Genomic DNA, 14,553 nt, shown 5'->3' on the forward strand with positions numbered 1-14,553 from the left:
TTCCTATCTATTTCAGTAATTTAAAGGTACTAGTTACGACATCTCTACTATTTGGTCCAATCATTACGTCAAACATTCCCGCATCACTACGACATGTCTGATCACTATGAACATATCTTAAAAGCTCTTCTGTAATCGTGAATTGTACTGTCTTTTGCTCATTTGCTAGTAAATTCACTTTTTCAAACCCTTTTAATTCTTTTATTGGACGAACTACCTCTCCAATTTGATCTCGAATATAGAGTTGTACCGTTTCTTGACCTGCTACATCCGACTGGTTTTCTAGAGTCACAGAGACCGTTAGCACATCTCCTGACTGTAATTCATTTGTGCTTAATTGAAGATCAGTATAAAGACAGTTGCTGTAGCTCAAACCAAAACCAAAAGGATACTTGGCAAAATTGGATACATCTAAGTATTTGGATACATATTTTTCATCGCCAGGTTTATAAGGTCTGCCTGTATTCTCACCATTATAATAAACAGGCACCTGGCCAACGGTTTCTGGAAACGACATACTTAAGCGACCGCTTGGATTATACTCGCCATATAAAATATCCGCTAGTGCGGCGCCACCTTCTGTCCCAGGGAACCAAGCTTCAACTATCGCTTTTGCTGAATCGATCCCCTGTAAATCTAACGGGCGACCATTGTATAGTGTGACGATGATATTTTCATTAACAGCTTGAATCGCTTTAAATAAGTCAAGCTGTGCTTGCGGTAAACGGATATCGCTACGGCTTGATGCTTCCCCACTCATCCAATCTTCTTCACCAAGTGCTAAAACAACTTTATCTGCCTCTTTTGCTAAAGAAACAGCTTCATTAATCGCAGCCTGACTAGGATTGAAGTAATCAAACACTTCTTTTCCAGCCATGTACTCAACCTTAAGTTGTTTAATGCCTTGTACTAAAGTGATCGCTTCTTCTTTTTTACCTTGCCATGACCAAACACCTATCACATCATGGGAATCTGCAGCAGGACCCACAATAGCAACTTTTTCTTGTTTAGATAAAGGTAAAATATTTTCATTTTTCAATAAAACAATTGATTTTCTTGCAACATCTTTGGCGATTTCACGATGTTCGTTAGATAAAACGACTTCTTTTTCTAAAGTAACATCCGCTCCTCTATGTGGATTTTCAAATAAACCTAAGTCATTTTTCAATGTTAAGATTCGTAAAACCGCTTCGTCAAGTATTGCTTCATCAACAATATTTTCGTCGATTAATGCTTTTAAGTTTTCTGTATAGCACGTTGTCATCATTTCAATATCTACACCTGCATTGATTGCTAACTCAGCAGCTTGTCTCTTATCTTCTGCAACTCCATGAGGAATCAATTCAATCACTGCTCCCCAATCAGAAATAACGACACCTTCAAAGCCAAATTCTTTTCTCAAGACGTCTCTAAACAACCATTTGTTGCCTGTAGCAGGAATCCCATCAACGGTATTAAACGAAGTCATCACTAATTTTGCTCCTGCATCTAACGCTGCTTTATAACCTGGTAAATAGCTATCTCGTAATTGTCTTTCAGACATGTTGACCGTATTATAATCTCGACCGCCGATTGCCGCACCATAAGCAGCAAAGTGTTTGACACAAGCCGCTACTCTTAAAAAATCATTCTTCAAATCCTCTCCTTGATAGCCTCTAACAAATGCCTCTGCAAAGCGACTATTTAAAAAGGGATCTTCTCCTGTTGATTCCATCACACGGCCCCAACGAGGATCACGAACTAAATCAACCATGGGTGAAAATGTTACATGTAAACCAGACACTGCCGCTTCTTTCGCTGAAACTTCTGCCATTTTTTTGGCAGCTTCTAGATCCCACGAACTACCTAAACCAAGAGGAATCGGAAAAATCGTCCGAAAACCATGGATGATATCTGCCATTAGCATAGTTGGTATTCCTAGTCTATTATTCTCCATGTATGCCTTTTGTACCCGAATTGCTTCTTTAGCTCCTGAAATGCCAAGTGTTGTTCCTGCATTATTAATATCTTCATGTGTTAAACCGAGATCCGTCATTGGACCAGTTTTTTCTTCTGCTTTTTCAGAGTAAAATTCTGCTGCTAATTGAAGTAATTGACCAACTTTTTCGTCCAATGTCATTTGCTTCAGTAAATCAATTAATTGATGTTGTTCCATATTTAGTCACCTTTTCTTCCTTGATTTTCAGATAGTTTTATTTTTATATCCTAGCGTTTATTTAATTCCAGAAACATTAAAACCTTGTAAAATATATTTTTGAAAAATTGAGAAAACAATCAGAATCGGTATCACCATAAATGTTGCGCCTGCCATTTGTAAGGCATAATTATTCCCGTGTTGTCCCTGTAGTAACTGTAATCCGACTGATAAAGTATAATATTTTTCGTCATTCGCAATAATCAGCGGCCATAAGAATGAATTCCAACCGCCTATAAAGGTTAGTATTCCTTGGACAGCTAATATAGGACGACTGACAGGTAAAATGATCTTAAAAAAGATATACCATTCACTAGCCCCATCTAACCGAGCTGCTTCAAGCATTTCATTTGAAATAGTATTCATAAATTGTCGGAATAAAAAGATACCAAATGCGCCTGCTAAACCTGGTAAAACTATGCCAATCAAAGTATTCGTCAAACCGACAGAGTTTAATAATAAATACACGGGAATCATCGTTACTTGGCCAGGGATCATCATCGTTGCTAAAACCATGAGAAATAACCCGTTTTTTCCTTTAAAATCAAACTTTGCAAAACCATAGCCAGCCATCGCATTTAATAATAATCCAACAAAAGAACACGCTGTAATGATCAAGGTATTTTTAAGATATATTCCAAAATTCAACCGGATAAACAGTTCTTTAAAATTATTGAATGTTGCGTCTTTGGGAAATAAACTAGGGACGATTTGATTGATTTCTGCATTCGTTTTAAATGACGAAAAAATCATCCATAAAAATGGGAAAAAGGTCATGATGCCCAGAACGCCTAAGAGGATACCGATAAAAAACTTAAAACTCATTTGTGCATTTTTATGTGAATTCATCTCGTTCTCTCCTTTATCCTTCATTTTCTTTTTGTTTCGTTTGAATTTTCATTTGGATACTCGTCACAATAATGATTGCGACGAATAAAATGACAGACCCAGCGGCTGCATAGCCGAATTTATTATATTGGAATCCTCTTTGATAAATAAACAACGCAACGGATAACGTGCTGTCTAACGGACCACCTTTGGTCATAACAAACGGTTCATCGAAAAATTGGAACCAACCAATCAGCGTCGTAACGGTTACAAAGAAAATTGAAAATTTTAACAAGGGAATTGTGATTTTTAAGATTTGTTGCCATTTATTAGCACCGTCTATTTCTGCTGCTTCGTAGTATTCTTTGGGAATACCTTGGATCGCTGCTAAAAAAATCAACAAATTCAACCCAATTGCTTTCCATACTGCAATAATAATCAATGAAAGTTTCGATGTACTTGGATCTGTCAGCCACATGATTGGGCCAATATTTAAGTAAGAAAATAAATGATTCAATAACCCAATCGTCGGATTGTACAAATACATCCAAACAACCGATACTGCAACTGTATTTGTGATTGACGGGCTATAGAATACTAAACGCATAAACGAGAAAAATTTATTTTCACCAAAATTGATCATAATTGCTAAAGCCAAAGAAGAAATAATGACAAGTGGCACACCGATTATGACATAATAAGCTGTATTAAACATTGCTTGACCAAAGACTTTATCCTTAAAAATGGTTAAATAATTGTCAAAACCGACAAAATTGATACGAGAAAAATCGGCTAATCCAGCTAAACTCATATCCGTGAAACTAATCGTTACCGCAATAAAAATTGGTATAATCGAAAAAACAAGCAATAATGCTACGGCTGGCGCGATAAAAAAATAAGGCGATTTTGATTTTTTCATGATTTTATCCTCCTTATAAATCAATAAAAGGAATAAAAGTATAGAATCGACTGTCTATTATTTAGCTGATAAATGATAGATAGAAGCTAGCTTTTATTCCTTTTCTCCTTACAATTATTTAATCAAGCTCTCCGTTTGTTCATTTAGTTCATCCATTGCCTCTTGTAGGTTTTTACCACTTACAACAACTTGTTCCCATTGTTTCATAAAGTTTTGAGAGATTTCATCCCATTGTTTTAATAATGGCATTGGTTGTGATTCGTTTAATTGTTTTCCAAAAGCTGAAATAAGTGGATCATTCTTGAATACATCCGCATTCCATGCCTCTTTATTCGTTGGAAGTGAATTTGTATTTTCAAAGAACTTTGTTTGATTTTCAGGTTTTGAAAGATAGTCGATCAATTTCATAGCATCCTCTTTTTTCTTAGAACTGCTAAAGACCGCTAAATTAGCCCCACCAGTAACAGAAGTATTGCTTACCGGACCTTTAGGTAATTCTGCAACACCCCATTTTCCATCAAGATCAGGAGCAGAGTCTTTAATGCTGTTAATCATCCATGGGCCACTGATAAACATTGGAACGATACCTTCGCCACCAAAACTTTGACCGATTTCTAATCCTAAATCTGTTTTAGGCGCTGAACCATCTTGTACTAATTTATCTAAAAACTTCAAAGCATCCACCATTTCTGGCTGATTAAATAATGGTTTATCCTTTTTATCGAACAGCTCAGAACCATTTTGACGAGCAAACATAAAACCGAAAGTTGGTTCTTTTAGCTCAACACCGAATCCATATTTATTATCCCCTCTTGCAGCTAATTTTTTCGCTGCATCAGCTAATTCATCCCATGTTTTAGGCGCTTCTTTATACCCCACACTTTCGAGTAAATCTTTTCTATAATACAATCCACGAGTTTCTGTATACCAAGGAACAGCATACGTTTGCCCGCCAAAGGTTGTTGTAGCTACCGAACCGTCAAAAAAATTATCCGACTTCATGACTTCACTTTTCTTTACATCATCCGTAATATCCATCAGAGCCCCAGCATCCACAAATTCACTCATATAAGTTGTTCCCATTTGAACAACATCTGGGCCTTCTTTAGAAGCGACTGCTGTAAGTAATTTATCTCTAGAAGTAGACCACGGAATGCTTTGTATTTTAACTTTGATTCCAGATTCTTTCGTAAATTCATCTACAATTGGTTTGATTCCTTGATCACCATCACCCATATACCAAAACGTCAACTCATCTGAAGCGCTTTCTTTATTTCCCGAAGAACATGCTGCCATTACACCTACAGTTGCAAATAAAGTTGTTCCAAGTAAGCAAAGCTTTTTCCATGATTTCATACTTCCACTCCTCAATATTATTTAGTGAAACGTTTCTACAAAAATGATTATATTCCTCAATTGAATTAAAAGCAAGCGTTTTCTTTTCTTTTTGATAACCTATAATCATAAATAATTTAAAAATACTTTCAATATAAATAGAAACGTTTCACCTAAAACGAAGCAACTCATTGAAATTCGTTTCGCAAAAAACCTCATTGACTAGTAAAAAAACTACAATGAGGTTCCTTTGCTTTGATTAGAATAAAAAATCAATGAAGAATAAATTGTTTTATATCCTCCACTGCACGCTCTCTATTTTCTCCTAAGAACAGCTGATGTCTCCCCTTCTCATAGATTTTCAAGGAAACTTTTGCATTAATGGTCTTCGCTAGATAATAGGCACTTTTGTAATAGGTCGTTTCATCTTGTCTATTTTGTAAAATGAGTACTTTTTTATCCATTACAGATTGAGACTTTCTTTTTATTTTCTTCCTTGTTTTTTGAAGTAATAATAAAAATTGAATACATGAGTGAATTGAGGCTGTTTTTGCCGAATTCATATAATATTCTAGTGTGCCTTGTTTTTTTAGCACTAGTCCTTTCAAGATGTCTTGAGCAATGACATTGGCATTGTATAGATAAATCGGTGTGCTGCATAACACAAATTGATCAATTGATTCTCTATTTGAAACCTGGATAGTTAACAAGCCGCCCATTGAAAAGCCAACACAAGTTATCTGTTCATAGGTTTGTTCTAACGCATCCAATTTCTTTTCAACATCAGCCTGCCATTGATAATAGCTCACTTTTGAAAAATTTTCTTTATTTCCATCATGCCCCGTTAATTGTAGCCAATATGAATCAAGACCATTTTTTTTCAAGAACTCATGTAGATAAAGTATCTCTTTCTCATTCCCACCAAATCCATGGATAATCAATACAGCTCTTTTATTCATGATGACCTACTTTCTTTAACAGATAACCTTATTAGGAATCGTTTGTACTTTTGGACTCTCACTTTATCACTTTAATTTGAACATGCCTACTCATTATCCATTTTCTTATTAATTTTAATAAAAATTTAGTATACAAACATCCCCTAAGCGTCCTTATTATAACGTTCGTAGTCGTATTTTGTATCGTTCGAAATAATAAAATGACAGTGAAAGATGACTTTTTTTGATAAAGAGTCGATCTCCCAGAAAGTATGGTCGATCTTCTCTTCACTTCTCACTATCTATATACCAAAAAAGAAAAATAGAGAGTAAACATATCCGCTGATACGTTTCCCCTCTAATCTTGGTATATTTTTTTATTTATGCACTATTTACTTTGATCACATTTTTTTATTCGTTCGGTCTCTTTATTATAACAATCATCGCAGTTAAAAAAGCTAATAACATCATGATTATTCCTTCTGTAATAAAAATATCGGTATTTTTTTTAAAACCAAGTATGTTTCCTAATACAGAAATTGATATTGGTGCAAAAGCCGCGCCAATATTGAATCCGATTAACAATAATGAAGTACTCTTTTCTGAATTTCCTTTTGCTTCTTGATTCACCTCATTGAACAAATACGGGATAAATGTGCGGAATGAAAATCCACATAACATCACCGCCACCGAAAGTGAAGCTAAGTTTTTAGAACAAGCAATCATAAACATCGAACTACTTAGAGCAATAAATGAGATCGGTAATGTCCACTTTTTAGTTATTGTAACGATTTGCCCAAATAACGCGCCAGCAGTCATAGCTCCTAATCCCACTAAAGCTAGTAAATTACTACCATTTGTCGCATTTCCAAAACCTTTTTCAAGTAATAAAGCAGCAATTTTCACCGTCACTGACATGTAAATAGTTACAACTACAATTAATAGCCCGATATAAGCATATGTTGAAGTATTGATTTTTTGATTTTCTGACATGCTTTTATTATCCTCTTCTTGTAGAGAAACGTCTGGAACAAACCAGGTAAATAACAGTAATATCGGTAAAGCTAGTAGATATGCAAAAAAAGAACTACGCCAATTCATTATTAGCAGTTGACCTACTGTAAACGTAATGATCATTCCGCCAATCCCTTCAAATGCACTCTGAAATCCAATAACAGATGAAAATTCTTTACCTTGATATAACTTTTTTGTTAAAGAAAAGAGTAACGGATTAAATAGTCCAACTCCTATGCCAAACAATATTCTGCAGAAAAAGAGAAGCCAAAAAGACTGAATAAACGTAGGCATAATCCCGGCACTTAACACCAAACTTATGCCAATTTGTACAGATAATTTGCAGCCAATTTTTTTAGCAACGATATGGCTAAACGGTACGGTTAAAATGATAAATAAAGATGGGATTGTGGTAATCAATTCCACTATAGTAGAATTAATATGAGGATAAGTGTTCATAATAGCTGGAATATTGGCAGCAATTGCTCCACCTGATACCACAAGTAATGATACTGATAATAATGAAAGCTTGGTTAATGGATTCAACGAGTGGTCTCCTTTTAAGATATACAAAAGATCATTCGTAGTTTTCATTCACTAAAAATTTCTTTTGCTAAAGTAAATGCTGTCCACGCTTTTGGCCAACCTGTATAAAAAGCTAAATGAGTGATTAATTCCACCATCTCCTCTTTGGTCACACCATTTTGCTTTGCCATTTTCATGTGTGCTTCTAATTGGGGCACACCTTGAGTTAGCAAGCTTGAACATGTGATCAAGCTACGGTCACGTGATGAAAGCTGCTCTTCTCTTGACCAAACTTCACCAAATAACACATCATCATTGAATTCTGCAAATTTTGGTGCAAATTCTCCTAATTGATCTCTGCCTGCTGTTTGTTTTTTCATTAGGTAAGACTCCCATCGTTTATTCATTTTTGTAATTGATTGTATAATTCATCTGAAACCGGCTCCAACCATTCCGGGATTCCGGCCGTGATAGCTAAATGTTCAAACCAGCTATTTTTTGCTGCTCCATGCCAATGTTTCACACCATCATGAATAATAATAACATTGCCACCAGTTAAAAATTGTGCCGCTTTCCCTTCCTCTTGATACCAACCTTCGCCACCAGTCACTAATAATAATTGAAATCCATCATGGTGGATGTGCCAATTATTGCGACAACCAGGTTCAAATGTAACATTTCCTACGCCAACATCGATCTTAGGGTCTGCAACTAAATTTTTCAAATAACTTTGACCGATAAAGAAGTGTGCATACGCTTCATTCTTTTCTCCTACAGGGAAAATCACTCCATTTTTTACTTCTTCAAATTTCGCCACTTCTATTCCTCCAACCATTATTTTATATACTTATTTATGTCCGACAATGACATGCGGAACATAGGGTTCTTCTAAATAGTGCACTTCCTCTTCCGTCAAAATTAAATCTAAAGCAGGAATTGCCTTCGTCAGATGACTTTCTTTTGTTGCACCAATAATTGGTGCAACTACTGGGCCTTTTTGAAGCAACCATGCAAGTGCAACTTGTACACGTTCCACACCACGTTTTTCTGCAATTTCAGCAACCCTTTCAACAATGATGCGGTCTTGATCAGCTGTTTTATCATATTTTGATTGTGCCATTTTATCTGTTTCAAAGCGTTTAGTTTGCGCAGTCCAATCACGTGTTAAACGCCCTGAGGCCAATGGACTGTAAGGTGTAACCGCAATTTTTTGGTCTTCACACAATGGCAACATTTCCCTTTCCTCTTCACGATATAATAAGTTCAAATGATTTTGCATAGAAACGAATTTTGTCCAACCATTTTTCTCAGCTACTGCTTGAGCTTTTGCAAACTGCCAAGCAAACATCGCTGAAGCTCCAATGTAACGAACTTTTCCAGCTTTCACAACATCATGTAATGCTTCCATCGTTTCTTCAATAGGCGTATTGTAATCCCATCGATGAATAATGTACAAATCTACATAATCCATGTCTAAACGTTTTAAACTAGCATCTATTTGATGGAAAATTTCTTTTCTAGACAATCCACCACTGTTTGGAACATCTTTTTTCATCGTAGTGAACAATTTGGTTGCAACAACGATTTCGTCGCGATTGGCGTATTCATTCAGCGCTTTTCCAAGAATCTGTTCACTGGCACCATATGAATAGACATTAGCTGTGTCAAAGAAATTGATTCCTAAATCCAATGCTTTTTTGATCACTTTTTTACTTTCTTCCTCTTCTAACACCCACTCGTGGAATCCACTGTTTGGATCACCAAAGCCCATCGCACCTAAACAAATTCTTGAAACTTCCAGTCCTGTATTGCCAAATTTTACATAGTTCATTGAACTTCCTCCTTTTAATAAATCTGTTTTCTTATTTTAGTCTATCTCTTAAAGTGAACTCTAAGTCAAGCATTTTATTGAATAAATAAAAAAACTTCTAAACAAATGTGTTTAGAAGCTGTCAATTTTTTGTTGTCTATTCTTATTAAAATCTCTTAGCGCATTTTCAGCTGGAATCATATGGTTATCATAATTGGCTAATTTAAACTCCAAGCGCTCGATAACGGTGTTTAATTCTGTGGCCTTTTCTTTTAATTCTATAATTTGATCCGCAATAATTTCTTTACGAGCTGGGACTGTTTCCTCGCCTACTTGAAATAAGGTTAAATATTCCACTAATGATTCGATCGATAAACCGGCATTTCTCATTTGCCTACTAAAAACGATCCAACGTAAATCTTCCTCGTCGAAATCACGAATTCCATTAGCACGGCGTTTCACAGGTGGAATCAAGCCGATACGTTCATAATACCTGATCGTATCCGCAGAAACACCACTTAATTCACTAATTTTTTTTATATTCATCTCTTACTCCTCCCCATGTTGTTGTCCTTGTACTCGTTTTTCTTCAGCTATTTTATTTCTGTTTATAAATGTTAAACGTATTTTTATTCTTTAAAATATCGACTCTCTTTCTTGAACAAGAGAGTGATTGAAATCTTTTTGAGACATTTTTAAGCGTATAGATTTTAAAATCATTATAACAAATAAACTTAGCATACTTCAAACTTAAATCTACTTATAAGTATATGTGGAAACGTATTTTATTCTTATAAGTAGTAGAACTTTCTAACTTTTCAATTTGTAAAAAGTAATTTCATAATTCTTGAATTCATTAAAAAAAGAAAAAAATAAAAACCCCTTGATGATCAAGGGGTTTACTGTGTTAATGAATAACAAGTTTTTAACGACGGATTTCTTTAATACGAGCTGCTTTACCATGTAATGCACGTAAGTAATAAAGTTTCGCACGACGAACTTTACCATAGCGTACTACTTCGATTTGAGCAACACGTGGAGTGTGTAATGGGAATGTACGTTCCACACCAACACCGTTAGAAATTTTACGTACTGTATAAGTTTCGCTGATACCAGTGCCGCGGCGTCCGATAACAACTCCTTCAAATAATTGGATACGTTCTCGAGTTCCTTCGACTACTTTCGCATGAACGCGAACAGTGTCCCCAGGACGAAATGCAGGGATATCTGTACGTAATTGTTCTTGTGTTAATTCTTGAATTAATGGATTCATTCTTTTTTCTCCTCATTCCAAACATTCTTATGACCACTGTCACAGCGGAATATCGTAATAGTTGAGCGCTTTGCACTCACTAAAACAGTTTAACACAGCTCTTTATGACTGTAAAGGGATTTTTCTTGATATCTATTAAATAGTAGTCTCGACGAAAAATCCATCTATATAGGTTTGAAGTTGGTTGACTAGTTTACCTACATGAAGACCATATCAACGTTTAAATCAGTAAAACTAGGAATTAAACGCTCCACTAAAAGAACATCCTTCCCACGTATCTTATAACGAAAATTTTCAATGAGGTTCATTATTTTTGTTGTGGCATGGATTAATACATAATAATGAGACAACTGATTTTCTTTCATATACTGATAAAAATGAATGATATCGATTTGTATCGTAATGCCATACAAAGGCGAGCTATCATCCCTAGTAAAAAAATCAAAATGTGCTTTTCGGTCCCAGTTCGTTTGATCGATTACTCTAGCTGATATAACCTAACATCACACTCTCTTTTTTTGAGACACTACTTTTTAACTGAAATCATTTTTTTCATCACGTAACTCTTCAAGCCATTTTTTTTGTTGGTCTGTTAATACGATTTTTTCAAGCATATCCGGTCTGCGTTCTAACGTTCTTCTCAATGATTCTTTTTGCTGCCACTCATCAATTAATTTATGATTTCCATTTGTAAGAACTTCTGGCACACCCATTCCATTAAACTCCGCTGGACGTGTATACTGTGGATGCTCTAGTAAACCAGTTGAATGAGAATCTGTTTGAGCAGATAATTTATTGCCTAAAACCTCTGGCAATAAACGAACTGTAGCATCAATCATTACCATCGCGCCCAATTCTCCTCCCGTCAAAACGTAATCTCCTAAAGAAACTTCATCTGTAACAAGTGACCGAATTCGTTCATCATAGCCTTCATAGTGACCACATATAAACACCAAATGCTCTTCTTCCGAAAATTCTTCTGCCATTTTTTGATCAAATTGCTTCCCCGCTGGATCAAGCAAAATTACTCTTTTTTTTGTTTCTGGCGATGCTTCTTCGATTCTGCGCAAATTATCATAAATCGGCTGAACCTTTAATAGCATCCCTGCACCACCACCGTATGGATAATCATCAACAGATTGATGTTTATTATCTGAATGATCACGAAAATTTGAAATATTGATCTCTAGCAATTTTTTTTCTACCGCTTTTCCAATGATCGATTCTCCCAGTGGCCCTTCAAACATTCTTGGAAAAAGCGTCAACACATCAATCTTCATCGTCAATCAAACCTTCTGGAATTTCTACATGAACAACATTATTTTCTAAATCTATCGACTTAACAACTGATTCGATATAAGGGATCAGAACATCTTTTTTCTTTGGTCGCTGAACGACCCAAACATCGTTTGCCCCTGGCGAAAGAATTTCTTTAATTTTACCAAGCTCTTTGTCCTTCTCGTCGATAACTGTCAAGCCGATAATTTGGTGATAATAAAACTCATTCTCTGGTAATTCGGTTAATTTTTCTTTTGATACTTTCAAAATACCATCCCGATACTTTTCAACATCGTTGATAGAAACATGATTTTCAAACGTCACAATATCGAAATTCTTATGTTTCCGATGTGTTTTGATTGTTAATTCAATTGGTTCTTTTTTCTCTTGAAATAATGTCAAGACTGTTCCTTTTTTATAGCGTAACTCTGGAAAATCTGTTTGAGAAATCACTCGTACTTCCCCTTTTAAGCCTTGTGTGTTGACGATCTTCCCAACATTTAAATATTCAGTCACTTAAAACCCTCATTTCGAAATTTTAGTCTTTTCCATTTTACCATTTCTATTGTCGGAATTCTATCAAGTTCTATTAGATTGTAATACAAAAAGAAAGCAATTCAACGAAGAATTACTTTCTTTAATTTTTTAAGCATTTACGCCCGTTAGCGTTCCATAAATCAAAAATAGATTCAAAGCTGTCAAAACAATCGCAATGATCCAAGCTAGTACTTTTACCCACGTCGGATTAGCAAATTTACCCATGATTTTTTTATCACTTGTATACAACGTCAATGGAATGATTGATACCGGCAAAGCAATACTCAAAAATACTTGTGTATACAACAATAAATCTTCTACCGCAGTCTCACTACCGCCATAAATAATCACACATACGATTACCGGTACAATTGCAATTAAACGTGTTACAACCCGACGCATCCACAAAGGCATTTTTAAGTGGATAAAGCCTTCCATAACGATCTGTCCAGAAAGAGTTCCTGTGATTGTAGAATTTTGCCCTGAAGCAAGTAATGCTATGGCAAATAAAATACTTAAAACTGGACTCGCGATGTTCCCTACAATATCAGGGTTCTTCAATGCATCAAACAAATCTACAAATTTACCTAAATCACTATTGGTTCCATAAAACAGCGCACCACCTAAGATCAGCAGTAAACAGTTGACAATAAAAGCAATCGTCAATTGAATGTTTGAATCCCAAATTGTAAAACGAATGGCTTTGGCTTTTTCTTTGTCATCATGGCGATCAAATTTTCTGGCTTGGGCAATGGATGAATGTAAATATAAGTTATGCGGCATAACAGTTGCTCCAACTATGCCTAGAGCTAAAAATAACATCGACTTATCCGTAGCGATCCTTGTATCTGGGATAAACCCACGCAATACTTCCCCAATATTTGGATCAGCTAATGCTACTTCATATGCAAAAACGAAAAAGATAACAGCAATCAAGCAAGCCACAATCGCTTCAATTTTTCTAAACCCTAGTTTCGTCAATAATAGTAATAATAGTACATCAAATGTCGTGATCAGTACCCCAATCAATAATGGAAATCCAAACAATAATTGCAAAGCTACTGCTCCACCGATAACTTCCGCTATATCTGTAGCCATGATTGCAAGCTCTGTAATGATCCACAACACAAGCCCCGTTTTTTTACTAGTATGTTCTCTCGTTGCTTGAGCTAAATCTCTTCCTGTCACAATTCCTAGCTTAGCCGCCATCCCTTGAAGCAACATGGCAATCAAACTTGAAAGTAAAATAACACTCAGCAACACATATTTATATTCTGCTCCACCAGCAATAGATGTAATCCAATTTCCCGGGTCCATATACCCTACTGCAACTAATGCTCCTGGTCCACTATAGGCTAATAATGTGCGCCAAAAATTAGCATTTTTTGGTACGTCAACCGTATTATTGATTTCTTCTAAGCTAGGACCATTAGCATAATTTAATAATTTTTCAGTCTCTTTGTTCATTTCTTTCATCGTTATCCTTCTTCCATCTATAAAACATCAGGTTTATGTAATTAATTTTTTAGGTACCCCATAACTCTGAAATTAATTATAAACCTCTCATTGTTCCTTGTAAATAGGAAACGCTCAGTTATTTTTTCTTTTAGGGCTAAAGTAGGATGTTTTTAATCCATGTTCTTTGTATAATAGTTCTAACAAGTTACTTCTTACAACTTTGTTCGTAAAAATGATAAATAACAATGGTAAAATAATAAGAAGACTTTTATACTAAAGATAGTTAATTTTAAGGAGATGATAGACATGAGCATCGCGCTTTCAAGAAAAATTATTAACTGCATTTCGATCGTAGGAATTATCGCAACGATTGCTGTGACAATTTATTTTGTACGATTAGGTGTTTTTGAAGATATTAATGCATTGAGAGGATTAGTCGGTGAC

General features: G+C 35.4%; 15 protein-coding genes. All 15 read right to left on the reverse strand.

Annotated features, from left to right (window positions below; genetic code table 11):
* Positions 1–7 precede the first annotated feature (7 nt).
* Positions 8–2,155 (reverse strand): beta-glucosidase BglX, encoded by a 2,148-nt coding sequence (gene bglX, locus I580_RS05165; RefSeq protein ID WP_010772354.1) that lies wholly within the window; start codon positions 2,153–2,155, stop codon positions 8–10.
* A 57-nt stretch (positions 2,156–2,212) separates the two neighbouring features.
* Positions 2,213–3,043 (reverse strand): carbohydrate ABC transporter permease, encoded by an 831-nt coding sequence (locus I580_RS05170; protein ID WP_010772353.1) that lies wholly within the window; start codon positions 3,041–3,043, stop codon positions 2,213–2,215.
* Between the two features lie 13 nt (positions 3,044–3,056).
* Complete coding sequence (locus tag I580_RS05175; protein ID WP_010772352.1) at positions 3,057–3,941, reverse strand: carbohydrate ABC transporter permease; 885 nt, start codon at positions 3,939–3,941, stop codon at positions 3,057–3,059.
* Between the two features lie 114 nt (positions 3,942–4,055).
* Positions 4,056–5,297 (reverse strand): sugar ABC transporter substrate-binding protein, encoded by a 1,242-nt coding sequence (locus I580_RS05180; protein ID WP_010772351.1) that lies wholly within the window; start codon positions 5,295–5,297, stop codon positions 4,056–4,058.
* Positions 5,298–5,548: 251 nt separating this feature from the next.
* Positions 5,549–6,235 (reverse strand): alpha/beta hydrolase, encoded by a 687-nt coding sequence (locus tag I580_RS05185; RefSeq protein ID WP_010772350.1) that lies wholly within the window; start codon positions 6,233–6,235, stop codon positions 5,549–5,551.
* Positions 6,236–6,625: 390 nt separating this feature from the next.
* On the reverse strand, positions 6,626–7,774 hold the full coding sequence (locus I580_RS05190; RefSeq protein WP_034860339.1) for an MFS transporter: 1,149 nt from the start codon (positions 7,772–7,774) through the stop codon (positions 6,626–6,628).
* A 44-nt stretch (positions 7,775–7,818) separates the two neighbouring features.
* Positions 7,819–8,133, reverse strand: coding sequence for a carboxymuconolactone decarboxylase family protein (locus I580_RS05195; protein ID WP_010772348.1), 315 nt, complete (start codon positions 8,131–8,133; stop codon positions 7,819–7,821).
* Positions 8,134–8,156: 23 nt separating this feature from the next.
* Entirely contained in the window at positions 8,157–8,570 is a 414-nt protein-coding gene (locus I580_RS05200; RefSeq protein ID WP_010772347.1) for a cupin domain-containing protein, read from the reverse strand.
* Positions 8,571–8,600: 30 nt separating this feature from the next.
* On the reverse strand, positions 8,601–9,584 hold the full coding sequence (locus I580_RS05205; RefSeq protein ID WP_010772346.1) for an aldo/keto reductase: 984 nt from the start codon (positions 9,582–9,584) through the stop codon (positions 8,601–8,603).
* A 111-nt stretch (positions 9,585–9,695) separates the two neighbouring features.
* On the reverse strand, positions 9,696–10,109 hold the full coding sequence (locus I580_RS05210) for a MerR family transcriptional regulator (protein WP_010772345.1): 414 nt from the start codon (positions 10,107–10,109) through the stop codon (positions 9,696–9,698).
* 379 nt (positions 10,110–10,488) lie between these two features.
* Positions 10,489–10,836 carry a 50S ribosomal protein L19 gene (gene rplS, locus I580_RS05215; protein ID WP_010772344.1) on the reverse strand — a complete coding sequence of 116 codons (348 nt, stop codon included), beginning with the start codon at positions 10,834–10,836 and terminating at the stop codon, positions 10,489–10,491.
* A 197-nt stretch (positions 10,837–11,033) separates the two neighbouring features.
* Positions 11,034–11,330, reverse strand: coding sequence for a CatA-like O-acetyltransferase (locus I580_RS05220; protein ID WP_081630684.1), 297 nt, complete (start codon positions 11,328–11,330; stop codon positions 11,034–11,036).
* 39 nt (positions 11,331–11,369) lie between these two features.
* Positions 11,370–12,116, reverse strand: a complete 747-nt coding sequence (trmD, locus tag I580_RS05225) for a tRNA (guanosine(37)-N1)-methyltransferase TrmD (protein ID WP_010772343.1) — start codon at positions 12,114–12,116, stop codon at positions 11,370–11,372.
* A complete protein-coding gene (gene rimM, locus I580_RS05230; RefSeq protein WP_010772342.1) occupies positions 12,106–12,630 on the reverse strand; it encodes a ribosome maturation factor RimM in 525 nt (174 codons plus the stop codon). The genes trmD and rimM overlap by 11 nt, the downstream gene beginning before the upstream one ends.
* A 129-nt stretch (positions 12,631–12,759) precedes the next feature.
* Positions 12,760–14,127 (reverse strand): Nramp family divalent metal transporter, encoded by a 1,368-nt coding sequence (locus tag I580_RS05235; protein ID WP_010772341.1) that lies wholly within the window; start codon positions 14,125–14,127, stop codon positions 12,760–12,762.
* Between the last annotated feature and the right edge of the window lie 426 nt (positions 14,128–14,553).

This window comes from Enterococcus caccae ATCC BAA-1240 (assembly GCF_000407145.1).
GTDB classification, from domain to species: Bacteria; Bacillota; Bacilli; order Lactobacillales; family Enterococcaceae; genus Enterococcus_L; species Enterococcus_L caccae.

Bases quoted from the DNA above. Each gene is read 5' to 3' on its own strand.
- I580_RS05235 (WP_010772341.1), bottom strand. From the start codon at position 14,127: ATGAAAGAAATGAACAAAGAGACTGAAAAATTATTAAATTATGCTAAT.
- I580_RS05210 (WP_010772345.1), bottom strand. From the start codon at position 10,109: ATGAATATAAAAAAAATTAGTGAATTAAGTGGTGTTTCTGCGGATACG.
- rplS (WP_010772344.1), bottom strand. From the start codon at position 10,836: ATGAATCCATTAATTCAAGAATTAACACAAGAACAATTACGTACAGAT.
- bglX (WP_010772354.1), bottom strand. From the start codon at position 2,155: ATGGAACAACATCAATTAATTGATTTACTGAAGCAAATGACATTGGAC.
- I580_RS05180 (WP_010772351.1), bottom strand. From the start codon at position 5,297: ATGAAATCATGGAAAAAGCTTTGCTTACTTGGAACAACTTTATTTGCA.
- I580_RS05195 (WP_010772348.1), bottom strand. From the start codon at position 8,133: ATGAAAAAACAAACAGCAGGCAGAGATCAATTAGGAGAATTTGCACCA.
- I580_RS05185 (WP_010772350.1), bottom strand. From the start codon at position 6,235: ATGAATAAAAGAGCTGTATTGATTATCCATGGATTTGGTGGGAATGAG.
- I580_RS05175 (WP_010772352.1), bottom strand. From the start codon at position 3,941: ATGAAAAAATCAAAATCGCCTTATTTTTTTATCGCGCCAGCCGTAGCA.
- I580_RS05205 (WP_010772346.1), bottom strand. From the start codon at position 9,584: ATGAACTATGTAAAATTTGGCAATACAGGACTGGAAGTTTCAAGAATT.
- trmD (WP_010772343.1), bottom strand. From the start codon at position 12,116: ATGAAGATTGATGTGTTGACGCTTTTTCCAAGAATGTTTGAAGGGCCA.
- I580_RS05170 (WP_010772353.1), bottom strand. From the start codon at position 3,043: ATGAATTCACATAAAAATGCACAAATGAGTTTTAAGTTTTTTATCGGT.